This is a genomic window from Sphingopyxis jiangsuensis (assembly GCF_016734905.1).
Classification (GTDB): domain Bacteria; phylum Pseudomonadota; class Alphaproteobacteria; order Sphingomonadales; family Sphingomonadaceae; genus Sphingopyxis; species Sphingopyxis jiangsuensis.
In genome coordinates this window covers 324,641-349,496 of the sequence record NZ_JAERPO010000002.1, presented here as the reverse complement: position 1 = coordinate 349,496, position 24,856 = coordinate 324,641, and the positions used below count along the sequence as shown (strand labels likewise).

Annotated in this window: 28 protein-coding genes and 1 tRNA gene; 17 read left to right on the top strand and 12 right to left on the bottom strand. The window is 63.4% G+C overall.

Features of this window, described 5'->3' with window-relative positions; all coding sequences use genetic code 11:
* Nucleotides 1-151: 151 nt before the first annotated feature.
* The gene (locus tag JI743_RS08400) at nucleotides 152-973 is read left to right on the top strand and encodes an alpha/beta hydrolase (protein WP_438870689.1); all 822 of its coding nucleotides are present in this window, start codon (nucleotides 152-154) and stop codon (nucleotides 971-973) included.
* 20 nt (nucleotides 974-993) lie between these two features.
* Here the strand turns inward: JI743_RS08400 and JI743_RS08395 are convergent, their stop codons facing one another.
* A complete protein-coding gene (locus JI743_RS08395) occupies nucleotides 994-1,281 on the bottom strand; it encodes a 4a-hydroxytetrahydrobiopterin dehydratase (RefSeq protein ID WP_201927841.1) in 288 nt (95 codons plus the stop codon).
* A 52-nt stretch (nucleotides 1,282-1,333) separates the two neighbouring features.
* Here JI743_RS08395 and JI743_RS08390 point away from each other — a divergent pair, with 52 nt between their 5' ends.
* The 4 genes from JI743_RS08390 to JI743_RS08375 are packed head-to-tail and all read left to right on the top strand — an operon-like array spanning nucleotide 1,334 to nucleotide 3,121.
* Nucleotides 1,334-1,753: a metallopeptidase family protein gene (locus JI743_RS08390; RefSeq protein WP_201927839.1), complete on the top strand. Its 420-nt coding sequence runs from the start codon at nucleotides 1,334-1,336 to the stop codon at nucleotides 1,751-1,753.
* Nucleotides 1,750-2,343, top strand: a complete 594-nt coding sequence (gene ccmA / locus JI743_RS08385) for a heme ABC exporter ATP-binding protein CcmA (RefSeq protein WP_330902320.1) — start codon at nucleotides 1,750-1,752, stop codon at nucleotides 2,341-2,343. Before JI743_RS08390 ends, ccmA begins: the two co-directional genes overlap by 4 nt.
* Complete coding sequence (locus tag JI743_RS08380; protein ID WP_201927837.1) at nucleotides 2,340-2,987, top strand: heme exporter protein CcmB; 648 nt, start codon at nucleotides 2,340-2,342, stop codon at nucleotides 2,985-2,987. The genes ccmA and JI743_RS08380 overlap by 4 nt, the downstream gene beginning before the upstream one ends.
* Nucleotides 2,984-3,121 carry a VOC family protein gene (locus tag JI743_RS08375; RefSeq protein ID WP_201927836.1) on the top strand — a complete coding sequence of 46 codons (138 nt, stop codon included), beginning with the start codon at nucleotides 2,984-2,986 and terminating at the stop codon, nucleotides 3,119-3,121. The genes JI743_RS08380 and JI743_RS08375 overlap by 4 nt, the downstream gene beginning before the upstream one ends.
* Here JI743_RS08375 and JI743_RS08370 read toward each other — a convergent pair.
* The 3 genes from JI743_RS08370 to JI743_RS08360 form a co-directional block, all read right to left on the bottom strand.
* On the bottom strand, nucleotides 3,118-3,537 hold the full coding sequence (locus JI743_RS08370; protein WP_201927835.1) for an addiction module antidote protein: 420 nt from the start codon (nucleotides 3,535-3,537) through the stop codon (nucleotides 3,118-3,120). The genes JI743_RS08375 and JI743_RS08370 overlap by 4 nt on opposite strands.
* A gap of 308 nt (nucleotides 3,538-3,845) precedes the next feature.
* Entirely contained in the window at nucleotides 3,846-4,328 is a 483-nt protein-coding gene (gene bfr / locus JI743_RS08365; RefSeq protein ID WP_201927834.1) for a bacterioferritin, read from the bottom strand.
* Nucleotides 4,329-4,429: 101 nt separating this feature from the next.
* On the bottom strand, nucleotides 4,430-4,603 hold the full coding sequence (locus JI743_RS08360) for a (2Fe-2S)-binding protein (RefSeq protein WP_201927833.1): 174 nt from the start codon (nucleotides 4,601-4,603) through the stop codon (nucleotides 4,430-4,432).
* A gap of 181 nt (nucleotides 4,604-4,784) precedes the next feature.
* Between JI743_RS08360 and purS the strand changes: the two genes are divergently transcribed.
* Together purS and purQ are read left to right on the top strand one after the other, a co-directional pair.
* Nucleotides 4,785-5,015, top strand: a complete 231-nt coding sequence (purS, locus tag JI743_RS08355) for a phosphoribosylformylglycinamidine synthase subunit PurS (RefSeq protein WP_201927831.1) — start codon at nucleotides 4,785-4,787, stop codon at nucleotides 5,013-5,015.
* A gap of 22 nt (nucleotides 5,016-5,037) precedes the next feature.
* Nucleotides 5,038-5,703, top strand: a complete 666-nt coding sequence (gene purQ, locus JI743_RS08350) for a phosphoribosylformylglycinamidine synthase subunit PurQ (RefSeq protein WP_201927829.1) — start codon at nucleotides 5,038-5,040, stop codon at nucleotides 5,701-5,703.
* Here the strand turns inward: purQ and JI743_RS08345 are convergent.
* Both JI743_RS08345 and JI743_RS08340 read right to left on the bottom strand, forming a co-directional pair.
* Entirely contained in the window at nucleotides 5,665-6,051 is a 387-nt protein-coding gene (locus tag JI743_RS08345) for a hypothetical protein (RefSeq protein ID WP_201927827.1), read from the bottom strand. The genes purQ and JI743_RS08345 overlap by 39 nt on opposite strands.
* Nucleotides 6,052-6,055: 4 nt before the next feature.
* Nucleotides 6,056-6,811 carry a queuosine precursor transporter gene (locus JI743_RS08340; RefSeq protein ID WP_201927826.1) on the bottom strand — a complete coding sequence of 252 codons (756 nt, stop codon included), beginning with the start codon at nucleotides 6,809-6,811 and terminating at the stop codon, nucleotides 6,056-6,058.
* Nucleotides 6,812-6,869: 58 nt separating this feature from the next.
* Here JI743_RS08340 and JI743_RS08335 point away from each other — a divergent pair.
* Nucleotides 6,870-6,946 (top strand) — tRNA-Arg (locus JI743_RS08335).
* 349 nt (nucleotides 6,947-7,295) lie between these two features.
* Here the strand turns inward: JI743_RS08335 and JI743_RS08330 are convergent.
* The 3 genes from JI743_RS08330 to JI743_RS08320 are packed head-to-tail and all read right to left on the bottom strand — an operon-like array spanning nucleotide 7,296 to nucleotide 11,795.
* A complete protein-coding gene (locus JI743_RS08330) occupies nucleotides 7,296-9,164 on the bottom strand; it encodes an AMP-binding protein (protein ID WP_201927824.1) in 1,869 nt (622 codons plus the stop codon).
* A gap of 4 nt (nucleotides 9,165-9,168) precedes the next feature.
* Nucleotides 9,169-9,561: a 2,4'-dihydroxyacetophenone dioxygenase family protein gene (locus JI743_RS08325; protein WP_201927823.1), complete on the bottom strand. Its 393-nt coding sequence runs from the start codon at nucleotides 9,559-9,561 to the stop codon at nucleotides 9,169-9,171.
* A gap of 17 nt (nucleotides 9,562-9,578) precedes the next feature.
* Complete coding sequence (locus JI743_RS08320) at nucleotides 9,579-11,795, bottom strand: TonB-dependent receptor (RefSeq protein WP_201927822.1); 2,217 nt, start codon at nucleotides 11,793-11,795, stop codon at nucleotides 9,579-9,581.
* 277 nt (nucleotides 11,796-12,072) lie between these two features.
* On the opposite strand from JI743_RS08320, the gene JI743_RS08315 reads away from it, so the two are divergent.
* From JI743_RS08315 to JI743_RS08285, 7 genes are all read left to right on the top strand, one after another.
* Nucleotides 12,073-13,056 (top strand): helix-turn-helix domain-containing protein, encoded by a 984-nt coding sequence (locus JI743_RS08315; protein WP_201927821.1) that lies wholly within the window; start codon nucleotides 12,073-12,075, stop codon nucleotides 13,054-13,056.
* Nucleotides 13,057-13,128: 72 nt separating this feature from the next.
* A complete protein-coding gene (locus JI743_RS08310) occupies nucleotides 13,129-13,905 on the top strand; it encodes an SDR family oxidoreductase (protein ID WP_201927820.1) in 777 nt (258 codons plus the stop codon).
* Entirely contained in the window at nucleotides 13,902-14,894 is a 993-nt protein-coding gene (locus tag JI743_RS08305; RefSeq protein ID WP_201927819.1) for a thiamine pyrophosphate-dependent dehydrogenase E1 component subunit alpha, read from the top strand. The genes JI743_RS08310 and JI743_RS08305 overlap by 4 nt, the downstream gene beginning before the upstream one ends.
* Complete coding sequence (locus tag JI743_RS08300; protein WP_201927818.1) at nucleotides 14,881-15,930, top strand: alpha-ketoacid dehydrogenase subunit beta; 1,050 nt, start codon at nucleotides 14,881-14,883, stop codon at nucleotides 15,928-15,930. Before JI743_RS08305 ends, JI743_RS08300 begins: the two co-directional genes overlap by 14 nt.
* Nucleotides 15,923-16,153 carry a biotin/lipoyl-containing protein gene (locus JI743_RS08295; RefSeq protein WP_201927816.1) on the top strand — a complete coding sequence of 77 codons (231 nt, stop codon included), beginning with the start codon at nucleotides 15,923-15,925 and terminating at the stop codon, nucleotides 16,151-16,153. Before JI743_RS08300 ends, JI743_RS08295 begins: the two co-directional genes overlap by 8 nt.
* Before the next feature lie 3 nt (nucleotides 16,154-16,156).
* Complete coding sequence (locus tag JI743_RS08290; RefSeq protein WP_201927814.1) at nucleotides 16,157-16,966, top strand: lipoate--protein ligase family protein; 810 nt, start codon at nucleotides 16,157-16,159, stop codon at nucleotides 16,964-16,966.
* A 296-nt stretch (nucleotides 16,967-17,262) separates the two neighbouring features.
* Nucleotides 17,263-20,313, top strand: coding sequence for a TonB-dependent receptor plug domain-containing protein (locus tag JI743_RS08285; protein WP_201927811.1), 3,051 nt, complete (start codon nucleotides 17,263-17,265; stop codon nucleotides 20,311-20,313).
* 56 nt (nucleotides 20,314-20,369) lie between these two features.
* Here the strand turns inward: JI743_RS08285 and JI743_RS08280 are convergent, their stop codons facing one another.
* The gene (locus JI743_RS08280) at nucleotides 20,370-21,161 is read right to left on the bottom strand and encodes a LytR/AlgR family response regulator transcription factor (protein ID WP_201927809.1); all 792 of its coding nucleotides are present in this window, start codon (nucleotides 21,159-21,161) and stop codon (nucleotides 20,370-20,372) included.
* Nucleotides 21,162-21,294: 133 nt separating this feature from the next.
* On the opposite strand from JI743_RS08280, the gene JI743_RS08275 reads away from it, so the two are divergent.
* Together JI743_RS08275 and JI743_RS08270 are read left to right on the top strand one after the other, a co-directional pair.
* Complete coding sequence (locus tag JI743_RS08275) at nucleotides 21,295-22,122, top strand: LytR/AlgR family response regulator transcription factor (RefSeq protein ID WP_201927807.1); 828 nt, start codon at nucleotides 21,295-21,297, stop codon at nucleotides 22,120-22,122.
* 27 nt (nucleotides 22,123-22,149) lie between these two features.
* Entirely contained in the window at nucleotides 22,150-22,413 is a 264-nt protein-coding gene (locus JI743_RS08270) for a hypothetical protein (RefSeq protein WP_201927805.1), read from the top strand.
* Between the two features lie 188 nt (nucleotides 22,414-22,601).
* On the opposite strand, the gene JI743_RS08265 is transcribed toward JI743_RS08270, so the two are convergent.
* Both JI743_RS08265 and JI743_RS08260 read right to left on the bottom strand, forming a co-directional pair.
* A complete protein-coding gene (locus tag JI743_RS08265) occupies nucleotides 22,602-23,330 on the bottom strand; it encodes a LytR/AlgR family response regulator transcription factor (protein ID WP_227340336.1) in 729 nt (242 codons plus the stop codon).
* Complete coding sequence (locus JI743_RS08260; protein WP_236659918.1) at nucleotides 23,330-24,481, bottom strand: sensor histidine kinase; 1,152 nt, start codon at nucleotides 24,479-24,481, stop codon at nucleotides 23,330-23,332. The genes JI743_RS08265 and JI743_RS08260 overlap by 1 nt, the downstream gene beginning before the upstream one ends.
* Nucleotides 24,482-24,856: the final 375 nt, after the last annotated feature.

Sequence of the window (24,856 nt, the reverse complement as noted above, 5' to 3'; positions counted from 1 at the left end):
CGTCGGGGCGACGCTTTCGTCCTGGAAAGGAATGCCCATGCGCTGCCCGCGCCCGTTCGTCGGATTTGTCGCCGTCACGGCCTTTGCCGTGGCGAGCATCGCCGTGCCGGCTCCCTTTGCCGACGGCCGCGAGCGGCTGCGCGACCGGATCATGGAGCGGATGGGGGCCGACAACGCGCCCAAGGTTCCGGGAAGCGAGACGATATCCTATGGCGCCGACCCGCTGCAGGCGCTCGATATCTGGCGCGCCAAGGGCGCAAAGGGACCGGCGCCGCTGATCGTCTTTGTTCACGGCGGCGGCTGGAAGCGCGGCGACAAGGACAATGCGACGGGCCGGTTCAAGGCGGTGCATTATCCCGGGCAGGGCTATGCCTTTGCGTCGATCAACTATCGCCTCGTCCCTGCGGCGAAAGTCGAGCAGCAGGCCGCCGACGTCGCGGGCGCGGTGCGCGCGCTCGTCGACCGGGCGGCGGCGCTCGGCATCGACCGGCGGCGCATCGTGCTGATGGGGCACAGCGCGGGCGCGCATCTCGTCGCGCTGGTCGGCACCGACGAACGCTATCTGAAAGGCGCGGGACTGTCCTTCGCCGACATCGCGGGGGTGATCCCGATCGACGGCGCCGCCTATGACGTGCCCGCGCAGATGAGCGATGGGCCGCCGATCATGCAGAAGACATATGCGCAGGCGTTCGGGACCGATCCGGTGCGGCAAAAGGCGCTGTCGCCGACCACGCAGGCAGTCGCGCCAAATGCGCCCGCGTTCCTGCTCCTGTATGTCCAGCGGCCCGACGGCGTGCGGCAGGCGAAGGCATTGGGGGCTGCGCTCGAAAAGGGCGGTTCGCGCGTCGAGCATGGCAGCTTCCCCGGCGAGGGGTTGAAAGGCCATGCCGAGATCAACCGCAGCCTCGGCGACCCCGGCTATGCGCCGACGGGAGCCGTCGATGCTTGGCTGAAAAGGCTGTTCGCGCGTTAGATCCTGCGCGAAGAAGTGCGTCAGAGCAGCCCTTCGATCGCCTCCGCCAGCCGGGCGTCGCGTTCGGACAGGCCGTTCGCGTCGTGCGTCGTCAGAAGGACGTCGACGCGGTTATAGACGTTTGACCATTCGGGATGATGGTCCATCTTTTCGGCAATGATCGCGACGCTCGCCATGAAGCCGAACGCTTGCGCGAAATCGGCGAACTGGAAGCGGCGCACGATCGCGTCGCGCTCCGGCTCGTGCGTCCAGTCGGGAAAGCGATTGAGCAGCGCGGCGCGCGCCGCATCGTCGAGTTTCTGGACCATCTTCGTTTCTCCCGCTGGTCAAGCCGTTACGCCCGCCATAAGGAAGGGCGCGATGAGCGACAAGTCTGCCCTTCCTGCCGGCTGGACCGGCGCAGCGCCCGACGCCGACGCGCTGTTCGCGATGGCCGAGGCGGCGCTCGCGACGCTCCCCGACGTCTTTGCGCCGCACATTCGCGGGCTCGTGATTTCGGTCGAGGAATTCGCCGACGACGAGATACTTGCCTCGCTTGGGATCGAACATCCCTATGACCTCACCGGTCTTTATGAAGGTCGCCCGCTCACCGAACGCAGCATCGACGCGAGCGGCGGCATGCCCGACCGCGTGACGCTCTATCGCATCCCGATACTCGTCGAATGGATCGAGGGCGGAGAGCGGCTCGACTGGCTGGTGCGCCACGTACTGATCCACGAGATCGGCCACCATTTCGGCTTTTCCGACGACGATATGCACGCGCTAGAGGATATGGCGTGAGCGAAGCCGACCTGTTGCTGCGGCTCGATTGTGTGGCGTGCGTGCGCGGCGACCGGCTGGTGTTCGAGGGGGTCTCGCTCGCGCTGGCGCGCGGCGGCGCGCTGTGGCTGCGCGGCCCCAATGGCGCGGGCAAGTCGAGCCTGATCCGGCTCGCGGCGGGATTGCTGCGCGCGGCGGCAGGGACGGTCGAACGCCGCGAGCGCATCGCCTTGATCGACGAGGGCGCGGCGCTCGACCCCGAACTGCCGCTGCGCCGTGCGCTCGATTTCTGGGCGCGCATCGACACGATCGATGGCCCCCGCGTCACAGAAGCGATGGGCGCGATGGGACTGGCACCGCTCGCCGAGGTTCCGGTGGCGATGCTCTCGACGGGCCAGCGAAAGCGCGCCGCGATGGCGCGCGTCATCGCGAGCGGCGCGCCGATCTGGCTGCTCGACGAGCCTGCAAATGGTATGGACGAAGCGGCGAAGGCGCGGCTGGTCGCGGCGATTGCCAAGCATCGCGGCAACGGCGGTGCGGTGCTGCTGGCCTCCCATTTTGCGCTGGACATAGCGGAATTGGCCGAGCTCGATATCGGGGCGTTGGCGTGACGGCGCTTATCGCGCTTTTCTGGCGCGACCTGCGCCGCGCGTGGGGCAGCGGGGCGCTATGGCTGCCCATTGTCTTCTTCCTGCTCGTCGCCACCGCCTTTCCCTTTGCGGTCGGCCCCGACGCGCCGCTGCTGTCGCGGACGGGCGGCGGGATGGTCTGGGTCGCGGCGCTGCTTGCGGCGCTGCTGCCGATCGACCGGCTGGTGCGACCCGACAAGGAAACGGGCGTGCTCGACCAGCTTGCCGTGCGCGGCTTTGCCGACGAGGTGGTCGCGGCGGTCAAGATCGCCGCACACGCGTTCGGGTTTGGCTTGCCGCTGCTCGTCGCGCTGCTTCCGGCGGCGGCATTGCTCGCGCAAGACGCCGCGCGTGTCGAAATGCTGGCGACCGGTCTTGCAATCGCCATCCCCGCGCTCGCATCGCTTGCCGTTTTGAGCGCGGCGCTCACGGCAAACCTCAAGGGCGGGAGCGCGATCGGCGGATTGCTCGTGTTGCCGCTCGCGGTGCCGCTGCTGATCTTTGGTGCAGGAATGCTCGACCCGTCGGGGCGCGGCGCGGTGAAGCTGCTCGGCGCGGCGAGTCTGCTGTTGACGGTTATCGGCCCCTTTGCGGCGGGCGCGGCGCTGCGGGGGCTGCGCGAATGACGCGTCGGTCGCTTGCGCATGTCGCGCTCGTCGTGCGCGATTATGACGAGGCCATCGCCTTCTGCGTTGGAAAGCTCGGCTTCACGCTTGCCACCGACGACAAGTGGGATTTGATCGCACCCCGTCGGTGCTAAACCCGCCCCGGCGCCTTTGCCCGCACGAAATTGCCGAGCGCGACGAACAGCATTTCGCGCGCATCGCATCCCAGCATTTCGTTTGTCAGCCAGTCGAAATGCGCGCGATCCTGGTGCGCCGCCGCGACCGTTACCGAAGCGAGCAGCGCTTCGTCGAAGCTCAGGTGCGGACAGCAGGGCGGCGCGACGGCAAAGGGGTCCGGCCAGACATGGCCGATCGCCTCGACGACGAGGCGGAAGCGCCGCGCGGCGAGGATTTTGCCCCAGCGGCGCTCAAGCTCGGGCATCGGATCTCGCCCACCGCGACGACAGAGGATGCAATAGCGCAGCGCAAGCACCACCTGCGCGGCATCGACGGGAAGCGCGCGTAGCAGCGGCTGTTCGGTCAGGCGGCGCAAGGTATCGCGGATTGGCATGCGGCTGGTGTCTCCCGTCGCAGCCCGTCACTCGGCTTCCAGGCCGAGAAAGATGCCGGCCGCATGGGTGCAGCTGAAAGTTGCAGCGGCCGGCAGGAGGGGACTGCTCGATTGTGCTAATGAGAATTAATCGCAAATACAAGGGAAAAGAATGGCGCCCGAAGGCGCCCTGGGAAAGCCTGGGTTTTGCACGCTTTCGTCGCCCCGCGAAAGTGGGGGCCGCTCTCGGTTTGCGTCACGATGCAGGGTAGCGATCCCGGAAAAGGCTGATGACGGCCCCCGCTTTCGCGGGGGCGACGTTCTAATTCTCAGTCGTCGCTCACCGGTTTCGACTGGAGCTGGATATAATTTTCGATGCCCATGCGTTCGATAAGGTCGAACTGCTTTTCGAGCTCGTCGACATGATGCTCCTCGCTCTCGAGGATGTCCGTGAACAGGTCGCGGCTCACATAGTCGCGCACCCCCTCGCAATGCGCGATCGCATCCTTGAGCAGCGGGATGGCCTCTTCCTCGAGCGCGAGGTCGGCCTTCAGAATCTCCTCAACCGTCTCTCCGACGCGCAGCCGCCCGAGCAACTGGAAATTGGGGAGGCCGCCGAGGAAGAGGATGCGATCCGCCAGCTTGTCGGCATGCTTCATCTCGTCGATCGATTCCTCGCGCTCGAAATGCGCGAGCCGCGCGATGCCCCAATTGTCGAGCATGCGGTAATGCAGCCAATATTGGTTGATCGCGGTCAATTCGTTCTTGAGCGCCTCGTTGAGGAAATCGATGACCTTTTCGTCGCCCTTCATTGTCTTGTCCTGTTCTGTGTCCGGGGATGGGATAATAGGCGCATTATACGCCTCCCGGACCCGTCAGGCCAAGGGTGAAAGTGACGGTTTTCCTAGAAAAATCAGGCGGTCGCGGCGACGTCGCTGATGATATTGCGAGCGAAATTCAGGCACTGTCCGCATTTGGGTTTGCGACCCATTTGCGCGTAGGCCGCCTTCGCGCAGCGCAACTGGCCGCTCCGCGCGACATCGCGCAGCTGGCTTTCCTTTATTGCGTTGCAGACACAGACGACCATGTGCGAATCCTTCTCAGCAACTCCTCTTTACGGCTAGTGCGACCGATTCGCAACAAGAAAGTTGCGACTGGTTCGCAATCCGAAGAGGCGCTTTTTACCCTCGCACGCCCCTTGCCGTTCGGGTGATTCGCGGGCATAGGCGCGGCCAGATTCCCGCCCGCTCGAACAAAGGTCTGCCCCGATGAAAGTGAATGTCTATGTGACGCTCAAGACCGGGGTCCTCGACCCGCAGGGCAAGGCGATCCATCATGCGCTCGAAGGACTGGGATTTGCCGGCGTCAGCGATGTGCGCGCGGGGCGCTTCATCGAACTGGAGGTTGCCGACGACGTAACCGACGCCGATCTCGACGCGATGTGCGCGAAGCTGCTCGCGAACACAGTGATCGAAAACTACCGCATCGAACGTCCCTGACCGGTACGAAGGAACCCGCGCCATGAAGACCGCCGTCATCGTCTTTCCCGGCTCCAATTGCGACCGCGACATGGCGGTCGCGCTCGAAACCGTCACCGGCCGCGCGCCCGCGATGGTGTGGCACCGCGAGACGGCGCTTCCCGATGGCACCGACTTCATCGCGTTGCCCGGCGGCTTCTCCTATGGCGATTATCTCCGCTCGGGCGCGATGGCGGCGCGTTCGCCGATCCTGCGCGCGGTTGCTGACGCGGCGGCGCGCGGCGTGCCCGTCCTCGGCGTGTGCAACGGTTTTCAGGTTCTGACCGAGGCGGGGCTGCTTCCCGGCGCGCTGATGCGCAACGCGGGGCTGAACTTCGTATGCCGCACCGTGTCGCTGAAGGTCGAGAACAGCCAGTCGCTGTTCACCGCCGCCTATCAGGCGGGCGAGACGATCGACATTCCGGTTGCGCATCATGACGGCAATTATTTCGCCGATGCGGCGACGCTCGACCGGATCGAGGGCGAGGGGCGCGTGGCGTTCCGTTATCTCGACGGGGTCAACGGATCGGCGCGCGACATCGCGGGCGTTCTGGGCGACGCGGGCAACGTGCTCGGCATGATGCCGCACCCCGAGCGCGCGATCGACCGCGCGCACGGCGGCACCGACGGGCTACGCCTGTTTGAGGCGGCGCTCGGCGTCCTCGCCTGACGGCGTCGCAGTCGCGCGGGACAGCTGCGGTTGCAGCCATCGGCCGACGAGCATAAGCACCGTCGGCCAGAACATCGTATTCCAGATGTCGTGCAAGTGTGCCGTGTCGGGCTGTAGCGTCGATCGCGTGATTTCCGCGACGATGTCGAGCCATTCGCCGGCGCAGGCCATCGCAAAGGTCGCGATCCATGCTGCAATCCAGCCACCGCGCCAGCGCCACAGCAGGCGGACCGCCAGAAACAGACCCAGCCCGAAATAGATGTGGAGCGCATCCTTGCTGAGGTCGCTCGCGGATACGATCCACAGCTTCTGCTCCTGAAACAGGGCGGCCAGTTGCACCAGCGTCATCGTGTCAAACCTTGGCTCCAAAAGGCGTGAAATCGGTGCCCTCGTCAAAGACGTCGACACCCTCGCGCCGCTTCAACGCACCGACCGCCCAATAGGTTACCGGCGTCAGCGCGGCTTCCCACGCTGTCTTGATCAGCCATTGCGACAGCACGACCTGATAAAGCTGCTCGACCGGCCATCCGGCAAGCCCGTAAAAGGCGAGCGGGTAGAATATCAGGCTGTCGAGACCCTGGCCGACGACAGTCGAGCCGATCGTTCGCGCCCAGAGGAAGCGTCCGCCGGTCCATATCTTCATGCGCGCGAGAACATAGGAGTTGGCGAATTCGCCGACCCAAAAGGCGGCCATCGACGCGAGCACGATGCGCCAGCTGTTGCCGAACACGAACTCATAGGCGTCCTGCCCCGGCCAGCCGTCGGCGGGCGGCAACGCGACGACGACCCACGCCATCAGCGCCATGAAGGCAAGTGCGGCGAAACCCGTCCAGATCACCCGCCGCGCGCGCGCATAGCCGTAGACCTCGGTCAATATGTCGCCGATGATGTAGCTGATCGGGAAGAAGAGCACCCCGGCGCCGAATGCCCATTGGCTGCCGTCGGGCAGTGCGACGAAGCTCGGCTTCGACGCGCCGATGATGTTCGAGAGCAGCAGGATCGCGACGAACGCCGCCATCACCAGGTCGTAATAGCGGAAATGCCGCACGCTCGCGGCGGCGACGCGCGCGGGCGCAGCTTCGGCCGCAGGGGAGGGGGGCGTTTCCATGCCGCGCTGCTTAACGCGCTTTGCGCCGGACGCAAACCACGCTATTCGCCACCCCGGGGCGCCCGTAGCTCAGCTGGATAGAGCACCCGCCTTCTAAGCGGGTGGTCGCAGGTTCGAATCCTGCCGGGCGCACCATGCACATGCAAACAATTCAGATATTTCAGTAAACTATCGCCGGATAGCGCATTGTGGCGTAGTTCCGCGGGTCCCCTGCAAGCGGATCTGGCGCTCTTGCCGGCGCAGTTGAGCACGCGTCATCATGCGCGTCTCGTCGGTTGGTATACGAAGCGAAGATTACGCCCATTCGTTACGCCGAACGAAGGCATCGCGCATCTGCAAGGCGACCGGGAATTTGCGTGCCGCGCCGATTCTGATTGGTCACACCAAGATTGAAAATGCTGTGCGGCACTTTGGCGTCGATGTTGAAGATGCGTTGATCCTAAAGGCGGATAGTCCCCATCAGCCAAATTGCGTTGCACCTGGGCTATGATGTTCCCCTCAAGCTGGCTCTGATCGCTATCAAGGCATCCGGATTTTCGATCGTGGGCGGCGCGTCCACATCCTCGCCGTTGACCAGACGGCGTATCACCGCACGCAAGATCTTGCCCGATCGGGTTTTCGGAAGCACGTCGACGATGCACACGCGCTTCAACGCCGCAACGGGCCCGAGTTTGCCGCGGACGCGCGCAATAATCTCGCTCGCGAGTTCATCGTTTCGGGGAGCGCCCGACTTTACCACGGCAAATGCGCAAGGCACCATGCCCTTGATTCTGTCGTCGGCGCCGACGACGGCGCATTCGGCGATGGCGGGATGGCCGGCGATGATCTCCTCGATCTGTCCTGTGGACAGCCGGTGCCCCGCGACGTTGATGATGTCGTCGGTGCGCCCCATGATGTGCAGGAAGCCGTCGCCGTCGATATGGCCCGCATCACCCGTTTCATAAAAGCCAGGGAAGCTTTCAAAGGATCGCGCGTATCCGGCTTCGTTGTTCCACAGGGTTGAAAAGCATCCCGGAGGTAGCGGCGCCTTGATGGCGAGACGCCCGTCGCTGGCGCTGCCTGCGCCGCATCCCGCTTCGTCGAACAGAGCAAAGCGAAAGCCGGGTACGGGAAAGCCCGCACTTCCGGCGCGGCGGCGCGTGTCGCCAAGTCCGAAACAGGTGGCAATCGCGGGCCATCCGAGTTCGGTTTGCCACCAATGGTCGATCACCGGCAGTTTCAAATGCCGTTCCGCCCATTCGATCGTGCTCGGGTCGGCGCGCTCGCCCGCAAGGAACATCGCCTTAAGACGTCCGGTTCCGGTCGCATCGATGAAGCCGCCGTCGGGGTCTTCCTTGCGGATCGCGCGGATCGCGGTGGGGGCGGTGAAAAACACGTCGACGTCATGGTCGACAATGGTGCGCCAGAAGGTTCCGGCGTCGGGCGTCCCGACCGGCTTTCCCTCGAAAAGCAGCGTCGTGCACCCGGCGAGCAGCGGACCATAGACGATATAGCTGTGGCCGACGACCCAGCCGACATCCGACGCCGCCCAGAAGGTGTCGCCGGGGTGCACGCCATAAATATTGGCCATGCTCCACGCGAGTGCGACGGCATGGCCGCCATTCTGGCGGACCACGCCCTTGGGCGTCCCCGTGGTGCCCGAGGTGTAGAGGATGTAGAGCGGATCGGTCGCCGCAACCGGCACGCACGGCGCGGGCGCGGCGCCCGCAAAGGCTTCGGCCCAATCGAGGTCGCGTGCTGCGGTCATCGACGCCTCGCAGGCGTCGCGCTGGAGCAGGACGACATGGTCGATCGGGTGCCGCGCGAGTTCGAGCGCTTCGTCGACGAGCGGTTTGTAGGGGACAATGCGGCTGCCTTCGATCCCGCACGACGCCGTGAGGAGGATTTTCGGCGTCGCATCGTCGACGCGCTTGGCAAGTTCGGGCGGCGCGAAGCCACCGAACACCACCGAATGAACCGCCCCGAGCCGCGCGCACGCGAGCATGGCGAACAGTGTTTCGGGGATCATCGGCATATAGATGACGACGCGGTCGCCCTTGGTGACGCCGAGCGCGGCCAGCATTCCTGCCGTGCGCGCGACCTCATCGCGCAGTTCGGAAAAGCTGATCAGGCGGCGCGTCCCGGTTACGGGGCTTTCGTAAATGACGGCGGTGTCGCCGCCGCGCCCCGCCTCGACATGGCGATCGACGGCGTTGCGGCATGTGTTGAGCCGCGCACCGGCGAACCATCCTTCGCCTTCGACCCATCCCCTATCGGGCGGGGTGTCCCAGTCGATCGCCGCCGCCGCGCCCAGCCAGAAGGCGTCGGGGTCGGCAAGGCTGGCGGCACGGACTTCGTCATAGCTTGCACTCATCGGATCACGCCGCCGCCATCAGCTCCTCGAGCAATTTATGGTCCAGGATCGATGAAATCTCGCCCTTTTCGTCGAGAAAGGCAACCGGTCCGTAATTGGTGAAAAGCAATTCCGTATATTCGGGAAAGGCCGTGTGCTCGTGGATGACGTCGAGCGGTTCATAACCATAGGCCCCCGCCGGCGCCTCGCCCATGCGATAGGTCATCCGCCCCTTCAGCACATAATATTCGCCCGCGCCGAGGTGGAGATGCGGGCCGAAGAAGCTGCCCGGCTGCGCACGGAACAACACGGTCCAGCGGCCGGTCTCGGCGCTCGAATAGAGCAGGGTGAATTCGATCCCCTCGGCAAGCGGCGCCCATTTCATCATTTCGGCGGTCGTCAGGCGTTCATCCAGCATCGTTCGTGCGTCCTTGGTCAGAAACGGAAGGAAAGTTCGGCGCCATAGGTCGCGCGTTCGCCATAATAGCGGGGCACGAACCCGAAGCCGCTCGTGTCGGTGGCGTCGACGATATAGGCCTTGCCGGTGACATTCTTTGCCCAGGCGGCAAGTTCCCACCCCTGGTCGGGGTTGGCGAAGGCAAAGCGCAGGTTGAGCAGCCCATAGCCTTCGCCCGAGCTGATCAGCTCGTCCTCGGCGTTGTTGTAATATTTCTTGCCCGTATAGTTATATTCGACGCGCCAGCGCGTTTCGAAATCGCCGACGGGGATCGTCACCTGTGCAAAGGTCGAGGCGGTGAATTTCGGCGCGCCCGGCATGCGGTTGCCCGAAAAGTCGCGCGGATCGCCGGTCACCGGGTCGATCGCGCCCGAGAGGTAGTTTTTATATGTGGCGTCGAGGATGCCCATATTGAGCCCGAGGTCGAGCCAGTCGGTCGGCACCGCGGTCGCTTCGACCTCGATCCCCTTGATCGTCGCGTCGGCCGCATTGTCGAGCCCGAGCGTCGGCACCGCGCTTCCCGCCTGGCGGTTGACCGACAGCACCTGCAGATCGGTATAGTCATAATAGAAGGCCGACAGGTTCAGCCGCAGGCGGCGGTCGAAGAGGGTGGTCTTCAGCCCAATCTCATAGGAAGTCAGATATTCGGGATCGACCTGCGTGCGTTCGGCGACGCTGGTGATGATCCCGATGTTGAACCCGCCCGCCTTGAAGCCGCGGTCGATGCTCGCATAGGCGAGGATATCGTCGGTGACGTCGAGATCGGCCGACACGCGCCACGAGAAGGATTTGAACGTGTCCTTCAGCGATGCGAACGGGACGAGCGGCACCGGCGTGCCGTTGGGGATGTCGGCGTCGAAATAGCCTTCGATCAGGTCGGCGCGGTGCGTCGCGCGTACCTTGTCGATCGTGTAGCGTCCGCCGAGCGTCAGCCGCAGCGTGGGGATGACCGCATAGCTTGCCTGGCCATAGATGGCATAGGCCTTGTTCTTGCGCGTCGCGCGCGTGATCAGCGGCAGCGCGCCCTGGGCGAAGGTGAGCTCGCCGAGCAGGTCGGCGTCGCTGTCGGCGTCGAGATCCTCCTGAAAATAATAGAGGCCGACGATCGCATTGAGCGGGCCGCGGTCATAGGAGAGCTGGAACTCCTGCGTGACCTGTTCGGCGTCGGTCAGGAACACGATCTCGTCGATGCGGAACGGTCCGCCGTCGACGTCGACGCGGTTGTCGACCTCGCTCTTGTCGTACCCGGTCAGCGACCGGAAGGAAAAGTCGCCGAAATCCTGCGCGACGCTGAGATTGACGAAGACATTGTCGCTGTAGTTGCGCGACGGCCCGTTGAAGTTGAGCAGGTTCGCCTTGTCGGGGAAGGGATCGGTATAGCCGAACAGGTCGGCGCCGTTGATCGTCCCGACGGGCTTGTTTTCCAGATAGTCGCTGCGGTCGCGTCCGCCGCCGACCGACAAGCGAATGTCGGTGTCGCTCGACGGCTGCCAGCGAATGATGGCCCGCGCCGCGGCCTCATCGACGTTGATGACGTCTTCTCCGTTAAAAAGATTGGTCTTTTCGCCGTCGCGCCGACGGACGATCCCGGCGACGCGCATCGACAGGCCCTCGGCGAGCGGCAGGCTGGCCGCCGCCTCGGCCTCGAACAGGTCGAACCGGCCATAGCCGACGCGGGCGTTGCCCTCGAAGATATCGTCGGGGAGCTTGGAGAAGAACTGGATCGCGCCGCCGGTGGTGTTCTTGCCGAACAAGGTGCCTTGCGGACCGCGCACGACCTCAATCCGCTCGAGGTCGAACAGCGAGAAGATCTGGCTGCCGGTCGATGCGACGACCACATCGTCGCGATAGATGCTGATCGGGCCGATCGACGAGGCGTTGAAGTCGTTGTTGCCGACGCCGCGGATGAAGATGTTGGGGACGCCGCCGAACGTCTTGATCTCCAGATTGGGGACCTGATCGCCGATCGACAGGCTGTTGGTGAAGCCCGCTTCCTTGATCGCCGTGTCGTCGAAGGCTGTGACCGAAATCGGCACGTCCTGCAGATTCTGGGCGCGTTTCTGTGCCGTCACGACGATATCGCCTACGCCGCCCTGCTCGGGCGCGGTTGTCTCTTGGGCAAAGGCGGGCGCGCTGACGGCAAGGGCCGTGGTAGCCGCCGCCATATACAGCCCGATCCGGAACTGGTTCGACATATATTCCCCTCCATGGTCTCGGCCCACCTGCGTTGGATCGGCCTCTTCTCCCTCCTTCTAGGCGCGGCGGCGGCAACTGCATGTGTCGGAGCGGCGCAAAATTTGACTGAGGGCGAACCGGGCGTCGGGCGCCTTGTCACGCCAAACCGACTGGTTTTCCGGCGAAAATTGTATGGGGGCGCACAGGTTTTTGTATGGGCGCGAACCCTTGCGGCGCGCCGATTGCATCGGCGGCCCGAACGCCCTAGCCTGCGGAGTCGGAGAGAGGGGCAGTGCCATGCTGCTAAGCGAAGAGCGCTGGACGTCCGCTTCCCTGCCGCCGCCGCGCCAATTGCCGGGGTTTCAGGAAGTGTTCGACCGGACCCATTTTCACTGGGGCCTGAGCCGCGCCGGCTCGGACGCCTATCATGCCGAGCTGCGCCGCCGCGCGATCGACGATTTCGTCTTTACCGACATCGTCTGCGATCCGGTGACGGGATACCGCACCCACGACGATGTCCGGCGCGGCGCCGACGATTATTTCTGCCTGCTCTATTTCGACGAGGGCAATTGCCTGCTCCGTCAGGGACGCAATGAATCGGTCGTCCGCCGCGATACGATAGCCGTGTGGGACAGCACGCGTCCGGCGATGTTCCAGAACAGCGACCAGTTGCACCAACTGTCGATCATGATCCCGCACCGCATGGCCAAAACCATCGTTCCGGGCATCGAGGACATGTGCGGCCTGACCGTCGATGGCAGCGCGGGCCTCGGCGCGATCCTCCTGTCGCACCTGCGCCAGATCCACCGGACGGTCGACACGGTCGCGCCGCAGGACCGCGCGGCGGTGCTGCGCGCGACGGTCGAACTGGTCGCGGCCGCTTTTCGGCCCGCGCCCGAACGGCTTGCCGGAACCAGCTTTCGCCGCGCGCTGCTTAACCGGGTGCAGGATCATATCGTTGCGCATCTGGGCGATCCGTCGCTTTCGGCCGCGACCATCGCGCAGGCCTTTCGCTTCAGTCCGCGTTATCTCCATCGACTGTTCGAGGAGTTCGGGGTGACCGTGGGCACCTGGATCCGCGAGCGCCGTCTGCAATCGGCGCGCGCCGACCTTGCCGATCATGCGTCGGCGCATTTGAACATCACCGAAATCGCGATGCGGCATGGCTTTGCCGATGCTTCACATTTCAGCCACGCCTTTCGCGGCGCGTTCGGCATGTCGCCGCGCGCCTGGCGCACCGAGGCGGCGCGTTCGGCGGCGAGTTCCCTCCAACCCAAATAAGCCGCCATTCTGACGCAAGTCACCGCGGCTCCGCTCCCCTAGGTCCGATCGAAAGACCGTGGGAGATGGACGATGGCCGACAGGCTGAAAGGCAAGATTGCGCTGGTGACCGGCGCGGCGCAGGGAATTGGGGCAGGCATTGCCCGCGCCATGGCGGCCGAGGGCGCAACGATATTCGCCGCCGATATCAACGTCGCCGGCGTCGAAGCGCTGGCCGCCGAAATCGGCGCCGAGCCGCTTGCGCTCGACGTGACGCGCGAAGAAGCCTGGAAAGCTGCCGCCGACCGCATCGGGTCTGCGCTGTCGATCCTCGTCAACAATGCCGGCGTCGAGCTCGTCAAGCCGATGACCGACCACAGCCTGTCCGACTGGCGGTCGGTGATGGCGGTCAATGTCGACGGCCTGTTTCTCGGTTGCCGCACGCTGCAACCCTTGCTGGCGAGCGGCGGCACGGCGGGGGCGCCGGCAAGCGTCGTCAACATCTCGTCGATCGCGGGGCTCGTCGGATATCCCGACCAGCTTGCATACAACACGTCGAAAGGCGCGGTCCGGCACATGACCAAGAGCCTTGCGATTGAATGGGCGGCGCACGCGCTGCCGATCCGGTGCAACTCGATCCATCCCGGCTGCATCCGCACCCCGATGCTCGAACTCGCCGTCGAAGGCTGGGTGCGCGAAGGCTCGATCCCCGAGGATGATCCCTGGGGCGCGGTCGCAGCGCTCTGTCCGCTCAATGCGGTCGGTGCGCCGGAGGATATCGCCATGGGGGCGGTCTATCTGGCCAGCGACGAGGCGCGGTTCGTTACCGGAATCGAGCTGGTGATCGACGGCGGGTGGGTCGCTCGATGAGCGGTACACCGAGCAATCGCAGCGACCGGCTGTGGATGTACGCCACGATGGTCAAGAGCCGGCATTTCGAGGCGCTGATCAAGCCCGCCTATTTCGAAGGGAAAACGCCGGTGTTCAACATGGCGAAGGGGCCGCTGCCGGGCGAGATGCACCTGTCTGACGGGCAGGAGCCCTGCGCGGTCGGCGTGTGCGCGCATTTGCGTCCCGGCGACACGGTCACCGCGACGCACCGCCCGCACCATGTCGCAATCGCCAAGGGTGTCGACCTCGACGCCATGGCGGCAGAGATATTCGGCAAGGCCTCGGGCCTGTCGGGCGGGCGCGGCGGACATATGCACCTGTTCGACGCGCGGGTGAATTTCGCCTGTTCGGGCATTATCGCGCAAGGCCTTGGCCCCGCCGTCGGCGCGGCATTGGCGAGCAAGCTGCGCGGCGAGGACCATGTCGCCGTCGCCTTTCTGGGCGAGGGCGCCGCCAATCAGGGGGCGTTCCACGAGGCGCTCAACCTTGCATCGGTGTGGAAAGTCCCGGCGATCTTCGTCATCGAGGACAATAGCTATGGCATTTCGGTCGCGAAGCGCGATTGCACCGCGGTCGAACGCAATTCGGACCGCGCCGCCGCCTATGCGATGCCCGGCCATTTCGTGCCGGGCAATGATGCCGATGCGGTGCACCGCGTGGCGGGCGAAGCCATCGCGCGCGCGCGGCGCGGCGAGGGGCCGTCGCTGATCGAGATCGAAACCTGCCGACTCGAAGGGCATTTCATGGGTGATGCCGAGGGCTATCGCCCCGAAGGCGAGGTCGATCGGTTGAAGGCGGAAGACCCGATCCCCGCCTATCGCGCCCGCCTCTTGTCCGAGGGCTTCGAGGGCGCCGAGCTCGACAAGGCCGAATGCGAAGCGCGCGCCGCGGTCGACGCGGCATTCGCCGCCGCGCGCGCCGCCGCCTATCCGCAGCCCGAGGAGGCTTTTGCCCATGTCTTCGCCTGACGCCCCGACCACCACCGCTCCCGCGCGCCGCTTGACCATCGCGCGTGCGATTTCCGAAGCGATCGGCCAGGAGATGGAGCGCGATGCAAATGTCCTCGTGATGGGCGAAGACATTGCCAAGCTGGGCGGCGTGTTCGGCACGACCACCGGGTTGCTCGACAAGTTCGGACCCGAGCGCGTGCGCGACACGCCGATTTCGGAGACCGCCTTCATCGGTGCCGCGACCGGGCTTGCCGCGGCCGGGATGCGCCCGATCGTCGAGCTGATGTTCGTCGACTTCTTCGGCGTCTGCATGGACGCCATCTACAATCTCGCGGCGAAGCAATGCTATTTCTCGGGCGGGCAGGTGACCTGCCCAATGGTGCTGATGACGAGCGTCGGCGGCGGATATGGCGATGCCGGGCAGCACAGCCAGACGCTCTATGCGACCTTCGGCCACCTGCCGGGGCTCAGGGTCGTCATCCCGTCGAACGCGCATGATGCCAAGGGCCTGATGCTCGCGGCGATCCGCGACCCCAATCCGGTCGTTTTCATGTATCACAAGGCGCTGCAGGGGATGGGCTGGCTCGGCACGGTGCAGCGGTCGATCACCGAAGTGCCCGGCACCGACTATGTCGTCCCGCTCGACAAGGCAAAGATCGTGCGCGAAGGGAGCGACCTCACCTTGGTCGGGCTGGGCCTGTCGGTCCACCAGGCGCTCGATGCCGCGGAAAAGCTCGCCGGCGACGATGTCTCCGCCGAAGTCATCGATCTCGTCAGCATCGCGCCGCTCGACCGCGAAACGGTGCGCGCGTCGGTGTGCAAGACCGGGCGCCTGCTCGCCGTCGACGACGATTATCTGAGCTATGGCGTCGGCGCCGAAATCATCGCGAGCGTCTGCGAGGCTGGCATCACGCTGCGCTCGGCGCCGCAGCGGATCGCCTTTCCCGACATCCCCGTGCCCTTCACCCCCGTGATGGAGCATTTCGTGCTGCCCAACGCCGACAAGATCGTCGCGGCCGCACAGCATATGATGGAGCCTTCCGCCAATGACTGACGTGACCATTCCGACCGGCCTCTGGAACGATGGCGACGAAGCCGCAATCTCGGCCTGGCTCTATTCGGACGGCGATATCGTTGCCCAGGGCGCCATTGTTGCCGAGATCATGGTGGAAAAATCGAGCTTTGAGCTTGTCGCTCCGGCTGCAGGTAGCTTGACGATTTTGGTTCCGGCCGAAGAAGCGGTGCGCCCTGGGCAAGTGGCCGCACGCATCGGCTGACGCGTGCGCCCGATACCTACCGTCGAAACGCTTGCTGCAGGTTTTTCGTCCGGAGCGGCAATCGAAGCCGGGCGGGGCCGCGAAGCCATAGATGCGGATGCCGAGCGGTTGGCGGCTTTGCTGAATGGCGATGCGGCCGCACGCGGGCTGCGGCTGTGGACCAACACCAAATGCCTCGTCACAACCCGTCGCTTTGCGGCGTTACCCACCTTTGCGCGCGCCGCCGCGGAGAGCGCGGCGCGCGGCTGGCCGGTCCATGTGCGAACGAGCGGCGGAACGACGGTCGTCCATCGCCCGGGCATGCTCAACGTCAGCGCGTTCGACGCGTGGATCGACGACAGCCGCGATGTGACCACGGCGTTCGAGCGATTTTGCGGTCGGCTTGTCGCTGTGCTGCGATCGGCGGGTGTCGATGCGGACGTGGGATGGGTGCCCTTCAGCCATTGCGACGGGCGCTTCAACCTGACTGTCGCCGGTCGCAAGATCGGCGGAACTGCGTCGCTCGTCCGTCGCCGCCGATCCATGGTCGCAATGCTTGCGCATGCATCGATCTGGATCGAAGGCGATGTGACGGTCGATTTGGAGGCAGTCGAGAGGTTCGAACGAGATATCGGGTGTGGTGTGGCATACAATCGATCCGCACACGCAAGCATCTGCGATGCGATGGCAGAGGCCCGGTCGGTCGGGCACGCAAATGGTCAAGATGCGCGGCGGTCCGGTGATTGGGCGCGTGTTAGCGCGGCAGACCAGGCAGTGCGCGGCGCCGGCGCTTGTCATATCGCTGTCAACATCGACGGGCACTGCCCGGACTAGCCGCTTGCCCTGACGATCGGCCTGGGGCGAACGTCGCCTTCGAGCGGGCATGGGCCAGCCATTTGTGCCGCGCCGCATTCGTCGGCCGTAACTCCGATTTCGCCGCTTTAAAGCAAAGATCGGACAGTTGGCGACTTCTCTGTCTTCGATCGACCCGATTTTCCCCAGAAGGCCGTCGGCAAACCGCGTCTGAAGGCCGACCGCGATGCTGCGCGGGCCGTGCGGGCCTTTGCTGCGGGAGAGTCGTGCCCGTGACGGCGCGTTGCCAACCAGAAATATGAAAAAAGGGATAGTCAATGACGAATAGAACGAAGCTTTTTGCCAAGCTTTTGTGCGGATCGGCTGCGCTCGGTCTGATGGCGCAAATGCCGGCCAGCGCCCAGAATGCGCCGACCGCCTCGGCCGATGACGACGCCGCAACTACGGAAGGCGTTCAGGCAGAGATCGTCGTGACTGGCTCGCTTTTCCGGCGCACCAATGTGGAAACGCCTTCGCCAGTCACCGTTCTGTCGGCGGCCACCCTCGAAGAGCGCGGCCTTAATACTGCGGCCGAAGCGCTGCAGCGCGTCTCCGCCGGCAATGCCGGAACCATTTCGCAGGGTTGGAACGCAGGCCACAATTTTGCGTCCGGAGCGAACGCCGTGTCGTTGCGCGGTTTGACGGTGCAGTCGACGCTGAGCATTTTTGACGGCCTGCGCATGGCGCCCTATCCGCTCGCGGACGACGGCCAGCGCAATTTCGTCGATCTCAACACGATCCCCAGCGCAATCATCGAACGCATCGAAATTCTTCGCGATGGCGCCTCGTCGACCTATGGGGCCGACGCCGTCGCCGGCGTGATCAACGTCATCACGAAGAAGCAGGTCGAAGGTCTGTTTGCCAACGCTTCGGTCGGCATTTCACAGCGTGGCGACACCGGTGAACGCCGGGCCGATCTGACCTACGGGTATGGCGACCTCGCCGATCAGGGCTTCAACTTCTATGTGAGCGGCGAATATCAGAAGCAGGACGCCCTATGGGCACGCGATCGCGGCTATCCGTTCAACACGGCGGACTGGAGCCGTATTTGCAATGCCGCCAACTCCTGCATGCACAATCTCAACCCCAATGGCGTGAGCCCCGACGGGTATTTTAACGGGTTCGCGCCCGTTCCCGGTGTTACGATGGTTCGCCCCGTGACCGATGCCGGCGGTGCAATTGGCAGCGGTCGCTATGCTTTCCTGAACCCGGCCTTAGGGTGCGGACGCTGGGACACCATACAGCTCACCGCCGCGCAAATCGATCCCGCGCAAGGCGGATCGGCCACGGCGCCTGCCGACGGCCGCGTCTGTACCTATAATGCGGTCGGCGAATATTCGATGCTGCAGCCCGAGATCGAACGATTTGGCGTCTCGGCGCGGTTCACAGCCAATCTTGGCGACAATCACCAACTCTATGCGCAGGGCAACTTCTACAAGACCCAGACATTCTCCTCGTCTGCACCTCGTCGCTGGCACGACCGTCCGACCGCACCGCGCAGCGGTGCCGTGGTCTACAATGTGATCGCGCCGGTTTACGTATGTGCTGCCGGCAAAGGAACGCTCAACGGCGTCGGTACCGGTTGCGACGCCACGAATGGCGTCCTCAACCCGTACAATCCCTACGCGAGTTCGGATCAGACGGCTCAGCTATTCTTCATGCCCGACCGTCCGACCACCGATGAAACCTCATCGCGGTCGCTTCGCGGCGCAATCGGCCTGACGGGTTCCTTCGGCGACAGCTGGCGTTATTCGGCGGATTTCACGGCGTCGAATGTGCAGCTCACCAGGGTGCAGCGCGGCTATGCCATCCCGCAGCGTATCATGGACGTGGTCGCTCGCGGCACGTTCAACTTTGCCAACCCCGATGCGACGCCCCAGTCGGTCTGGGACTATGTCATGCCGACCAATGTCACGCGGTCGAACTCCAACCTGTGGCAGGCAACCGCAAACGTCACCCGTTCGCTGGCCGAACTTCCCGGCGGAACGCTGGAAGCGGCCCTCGGCGTGGCCTACCGCCAGGAATCGATCGACGCGCCGAGCGCCAACCCGCAGAATGATGCCCATCCCTATGATCGCTATTATGTGATCAACGCGGTCGGCACCTCGGGCAGCCGCAACGTCTTCTCGTCGTTCGGAGAACTGAGCGCGCCCATTTTGGACGAGCTCGAAGTCAACCTGTCCGGCCGGTACGACAGCTATTCCACCGGGCAAAAGAACTTCTCGCCAAAGGTCGGCGTGAAAGTGACGCCGGTGCGGCAACTCGCGCTTCGCGGCACATGGTCGAAGGGCTTCCGCATTCCGAGCTTCAACGAAGCATTCGGATTGCCCACGACCGGGTTCGTGACGCAGGGCGGCGGAACCTTTTGCACCACCTATGCAGCCTTCTGCGCCGCGCATGGCAACAACGCGTATGCATCCAGCCCCTTCTCGGTCGGGCTGACCAACGTCGGCAACCCCGAACTCTCGCCGGAGCGGTCCCAGAATTATACGCTGGGGGCGATTTTCGAACCGATTCCGAACGTCAGCTTCACGATCGACCTGTGGCGGATCAAAATTCGCGACCAGATTGTCGGCGTCAGCAATATCGGTCCCGTGCTCGCGGCTTATTACAAGAACAACGGGGTCGTGAACATTCCCGGCTTCGTCGTGACGCCCGGTATCCCCGATCAGGCCAATCCCAATGCCCTGCCACATATCGGATCGATCCAGGCTTCCTTTGCCAACGCCAACAGGCAGCTTGTCCAGGGCGTCGATTTTGGCGTCAATGGCCGGTTCGACGTCAGCGACGATGTCCGGTTCACGACGTCGTTCGAAGCATCGTATCTCGACAAGAACCATCTGACACTTGTCGACCCGGTCACCGGCGAAGCTCAGCCGCCCGAGCGCTATGAGGGAACGCTGAGCCCGTGCAACACCACATCCTGTTCGGGTTCGCCCAAGTGGCGCGCAAGCTGGCAGAACACGATCGCCTTTGGTGACACCACGATTTCGGCGACGACCTATTTCACCAGCGGCTACCATGTCGCGCAGGTGGACTTCGGAGCCACGCCGGGTGATTGCGAAAGCGCGGTTGCAGCCGGTGCCGCGACCTATCCGGACGGTACGCCGGTGATGTGCCGGTCGAAGGCGATCTGGAACGTCGATCTGACGGCGTCGCAGAAGGTGTCGAAGAACTTCACCCTGTATGCCAATGTCCTGAACCTGTTCGATACCAAGGCACCGTTCGATCCGAACGCGGCTTACGGCATCTATGGCTACAACCCGGCGTGGGCAGGTCCGAATATCGTCGGCCGATACTTCCGGTTGGGTGCGAAAGTGAACTTCTGATCGCCTGAATCCGAAGGGAAGGGGGGTAGCGTTCGCGCTGCTCCCCTTTTGCTTTTTTACGCCCTCAGATAATTTCGAACCGCCTTTTCATATCGTGCACCGACAGCGACCCATTGGCCGCAGCTCGAACGGACGGCAGCGATACGATTTCCGTCGCGCTTGACTTCCTTCACGCTGTCGAGCCGCACAAAGGCGGACCTGTGAACCCGTATCAGCTGACGCGATTGCAATAGTTCTTCCAGATCGTTCATTCTTAATCGCGCCAAATGCGCCCGGCCGTCCGCATGAAGCCGGACATATTCTCCATGCGCTTCGACCCAGCTTATCGAGCTGATCGGGACAAAAAAGGTGCGCCCTAGATATTTGACCCAGAATCCTTCGCCGTGCATCGTCGACGGGATAGCGGGATGCCTCCGCGCGGCTTCCAGGGCTCGCTTGGCCAGCATTCGTTCGCGCGCGCGCAGGATGACGGGGAGCAGCGATTCCGACCGTACCGGTTTCACAAGATAGTCGACCGCATTGAATTTGAATGCGTCAGCCGCAAATTCGCCTGACGATGCCAGGAATACGACTTCGGCGGTTCCCGCGGCTGCCGCAACATCAAAGCCGCTGTCGTCACCCAGCTCCACATTGACGATGATCAGATCGGGGTTTGCGAGCGCGATCGCGGCGCGGGCATCGGCTTTCGACGATGCCGCTGCCACGATTTGCGCGTAGGGGAGGGGCGACGCGATCGCGCAAAGTTGGTCGAGGCCGGCGGGGTCGTCGACCAAAAGGACTTTTAGTTGTTGTTCGGCCGTTCCTACGGTGCTGTCGCTCGCCGTTGAGCGAAATGCGGTCGTTGTCATAGATTGCGTACTGCGCTCCGCGCGCCTGTATCAGTCCCGATAATCGACGAAGACGAGATCCGATGCGACCAACTGGATCGGCGCTCCGCGCGATTTCTGTTACTTGCAGATCATGAATATCCCGGCGCAACCATTGTTCTATAACAGTTTTTCGCAGCACGGCGTTCAGCCGGCGATGCGGGTCATGCTTGTCGATGACGAACCGCTCGCACTCGCGCGACTGGAGGCTGCACTCGCCGAAACACCGGACATCGAACTTGTGGGTAGTGCTGTCGAAGGGCTTGAGGCCGCCAGATTGATTGCCTCCCTCCGCCCGGATGTCGTCGTCCTCGACATCCAGATGCCGGGCCTGTCAGGAATAGAGCTTGCCGAGTCACTCGGTGCGAACGATTGGCGGCCCGAAATCATTTTTGTGACTGCGTTCAACCGTTTCGCAATCGAGGCCTTTCACGTCGAAGCGATAGATTACCTGCTCAAACCCGTCAGTTTCGATCGATTTCGAGTTGCCATCGAACGAGCGCGGCGACGCATCGCGTTGCTCCGGGCGGAAAGCCATGCGGTCGAACTGTCGACCGTGATCGCGGCCTTGCGCGAGGACGCCGTCAAATCGGAGCCGCCACCTGACAATGCCTATGATAGCGGCGTTTGGGTTCCTTATCGGCAGGGCGCCATTCGGATCGATGTCGACACCATCGACTGGATCGAAGCCGCCCGCGACTATGTGCTTCTGAACACGTCAACGAAGACCCACATCTATCGGGCGAAGATCAGCGATCTCGAACGCAGAATCGACCCGCGTGTGATCATGCGGGTACATCGATCGCATATGGTGCGCCTCAAATCGGTCGTCGCGGTCGAAAAGCCAGGTAAGGGCGCGCTTCGACTCTTGCTGTCGGACGGTGCCAAGGTTCCCGTCGGTCCCGCATTCCACGATCAGGTCCTCGCCGCGCTCCGACTTTAGACGGGGTTTTGGACGTACAGCGCCGCTTTGACGGCACGTTCCGCGTTCAAGGCACATCTCGGCCAGCAGTTCGAACTCGGCGACCGCTTTTCGTCACGCCAGAATCGCCTTTGGTCGATGTCGTCCTGCGGCGGCCATCTTTATCGCATTTGCGCTGCAAGCGCGCTCCGGATGGGCGAAACCCTGTCTCAAGAAGGACAGAGCGGTCGCGTTGGATCATCTGATCAGCCGACGGTTTCGGGTGCTTCCGGCAAGCATCGCGAACAAGATCCAAAGCTCGATCGTCCCTGATCCAGCTTGGACGGGCGGCCCACCACGGTGGGTCGCCCGACTTTCCGGATACAATCAACGCTGCGCGCTCTGGGGTCCCACGGCGCGATTTAGCGACCGAGATGCATATGGGAAGTGGCGCTTCGCACATGAGAGCGGGCGGCTTCCCGCGATGGAACGGAAGCAGCTACGTTTGCTGAGGCGACGAGTTACGACAGGCCGAGCCGATCCATAACCTGTTTGACATAGCTCGGACCGACCTGGATCACCGCGCCGTCGCGAAGCAAGAGGCTCAGACTCCCGCGCCCCGGTCGCTCGACTCCATCCACGAGCGAAAGCCGTACGAAGCTCGATCGGTGCACGCGCATCAGTTCGGACGGATCGAGTTGCAATTCCAATGCACTCATCTGCGCCCGATGAAGATAACTTCGGGTGCCGGTGTGGAGCATGACATAATCTTTTGCCGCCTCGATCCAATCGATTTCACTGACGCTCAGGCGTATCTGTCCGCCGCGCACGGCCACCCAAATTGCATCGGCATATTGGGGCTGGCCGTCCTCAGGAGGCCGCGAGAGTGCGATCCGCCGTTTGGCGCGCGCTATTGACGATCGCAAACGATCGAAGCGTACCGGCTTCAAGAGATAGTCCGTCGCATCGACTTCGAAGGCGTCTGGCGCAAAATGTTCGAAGGCGGTCACAAAGATAATTTCCGGACGCCGATCGCGCGGCAAATCTGCAGCGAGCGCCATCCCGTTGCCGCCGGGCATCTGAATGTCGAGAAAGACAAGGTCCGGTGCCAATTCTGCAATTCGCTCATGTGCGTCCGCCGCAGACGAGGCACTCCCCACTACCGAGACATCTTCAAGGTTGCGTAGCAAGTCATTGAGCCTGTCAATGGCCAGCTGTTCGTCGTCAACGAGCAGGACGCGAATTGTCATTACGAGACCATATGGTGTTTGTAGGGGAGTCGTACGATCGACAGAAAGCCGGCATCGCGCCGGACGGCCTCAAGCTGGCCGCGTTCGCCATAGAGCGCGTTGAGCCGTTCGCGAACGTTGCGCAGGCCGATTCCGGTCCCGCCGCGTGAGACCGCGCCAGGACTGCCGTCGTCTTCGATTACAATGACAATATCCTCGCCATTGCGGGCAGCTTCGATCCGGATCGTCACCACCCGACTCTGATCGGCTACTCCATGTTTGATCGCATTTTCAACAAGCGGCTGCAGGATGAAATTCGGCATCTCGCAATCGCGCAGGTCGGGCGGGCATGTGATGTCGATCGCCAACCTGTCTCCGATGCGGGTTTGCTCGATCGCCAGATAGGCGGCGACTGTCTCAAGTTCATGTTCCAGCGTCTGGCCGCAGGATTCCGATTCCAGCGTCACCCGCAAGAAATCGGCGAGACGGGATAGCATTTCTTCTGCCTGATCGTTCCGCCCCGTGATGACCAGCGACGAAATCGAATTGAGCGTATTGAAGAGAAAGTGGGGATTGAGCTGATAGCGCAGTGCGGCAAGGCGCGCGACGGTGGCCGCGTGATTGGCCTCGGTCGCCGCGATTTTGGCTCGCTGCAGTTCAAGGTCCCGTGCGCGATGCATCTCCGCTCGCTCAAGCGTCCAGAACGTCACGGCAAGCAGGGAAAATTGAAACGCGAATGCCGCAAAATTGTCGGCCCAGCGCGAAGCATAGGGAAATGACGTCCATATCGTCAGATTGCCCAAGGCACTCACGAAATCGAATATGGCAATGTCGAGAAAGCTTTGAATCACGCCGAGGGTCAAGGTTCCGGCGGAAACGATCAGAATTGCATGCCGGCCCTGCGTGGCCAATGTCCGGATGACGCCGCCAAGAATCAGGAGCGAAAGAATGAATCCGCTGATCCCGGAGAGAACAAAGCCGAGCAGTCCATAAAGGGAGATGCGGGATACAATCAGTACATAAGGGGCGGCGTACAGGCAAATCCAGCAGAGCCAAATCGCACCGGTGAGTATGAGAAACTTGCGCCTTTCGCCGAAAAGCGATTGGACGAACGGCCTTCCTTCGGCAGTTGCCCTATGCTCCCCGTCACTCGCTGCAAACGCCCTGGTCATCTGTTTCACTGATCAGCCTAACCATCAAAAAGGGCAAGAGACAACCGATCGGCGCGGTTGACTGCATCAACCTGCTGGCGAACCGCCTTGGGGAAGGCCCGGCATTGTATTTGGAAAGCGGCCTGACTCATTTGACGGCCGTGATGCGACGACGGATTGCCGCCCAGCGGGCGATGCACATCGTCGCTACACGGCGGGTCATTGGGCGCCTGGGCCCACGCTGGGCATGGAGACTGTACCTGCTCTCGTGCGGCCGTGTGCTGGCGTGGCGGGGGGCATCTGCGGCGCGTCCAGTAAGCTCGCCGATGAAAACGCCAATCTCAACCAAGCGAAAAAAGGCGTACTTCAACGTCTGGCCCTTCCAAATCAGGCATG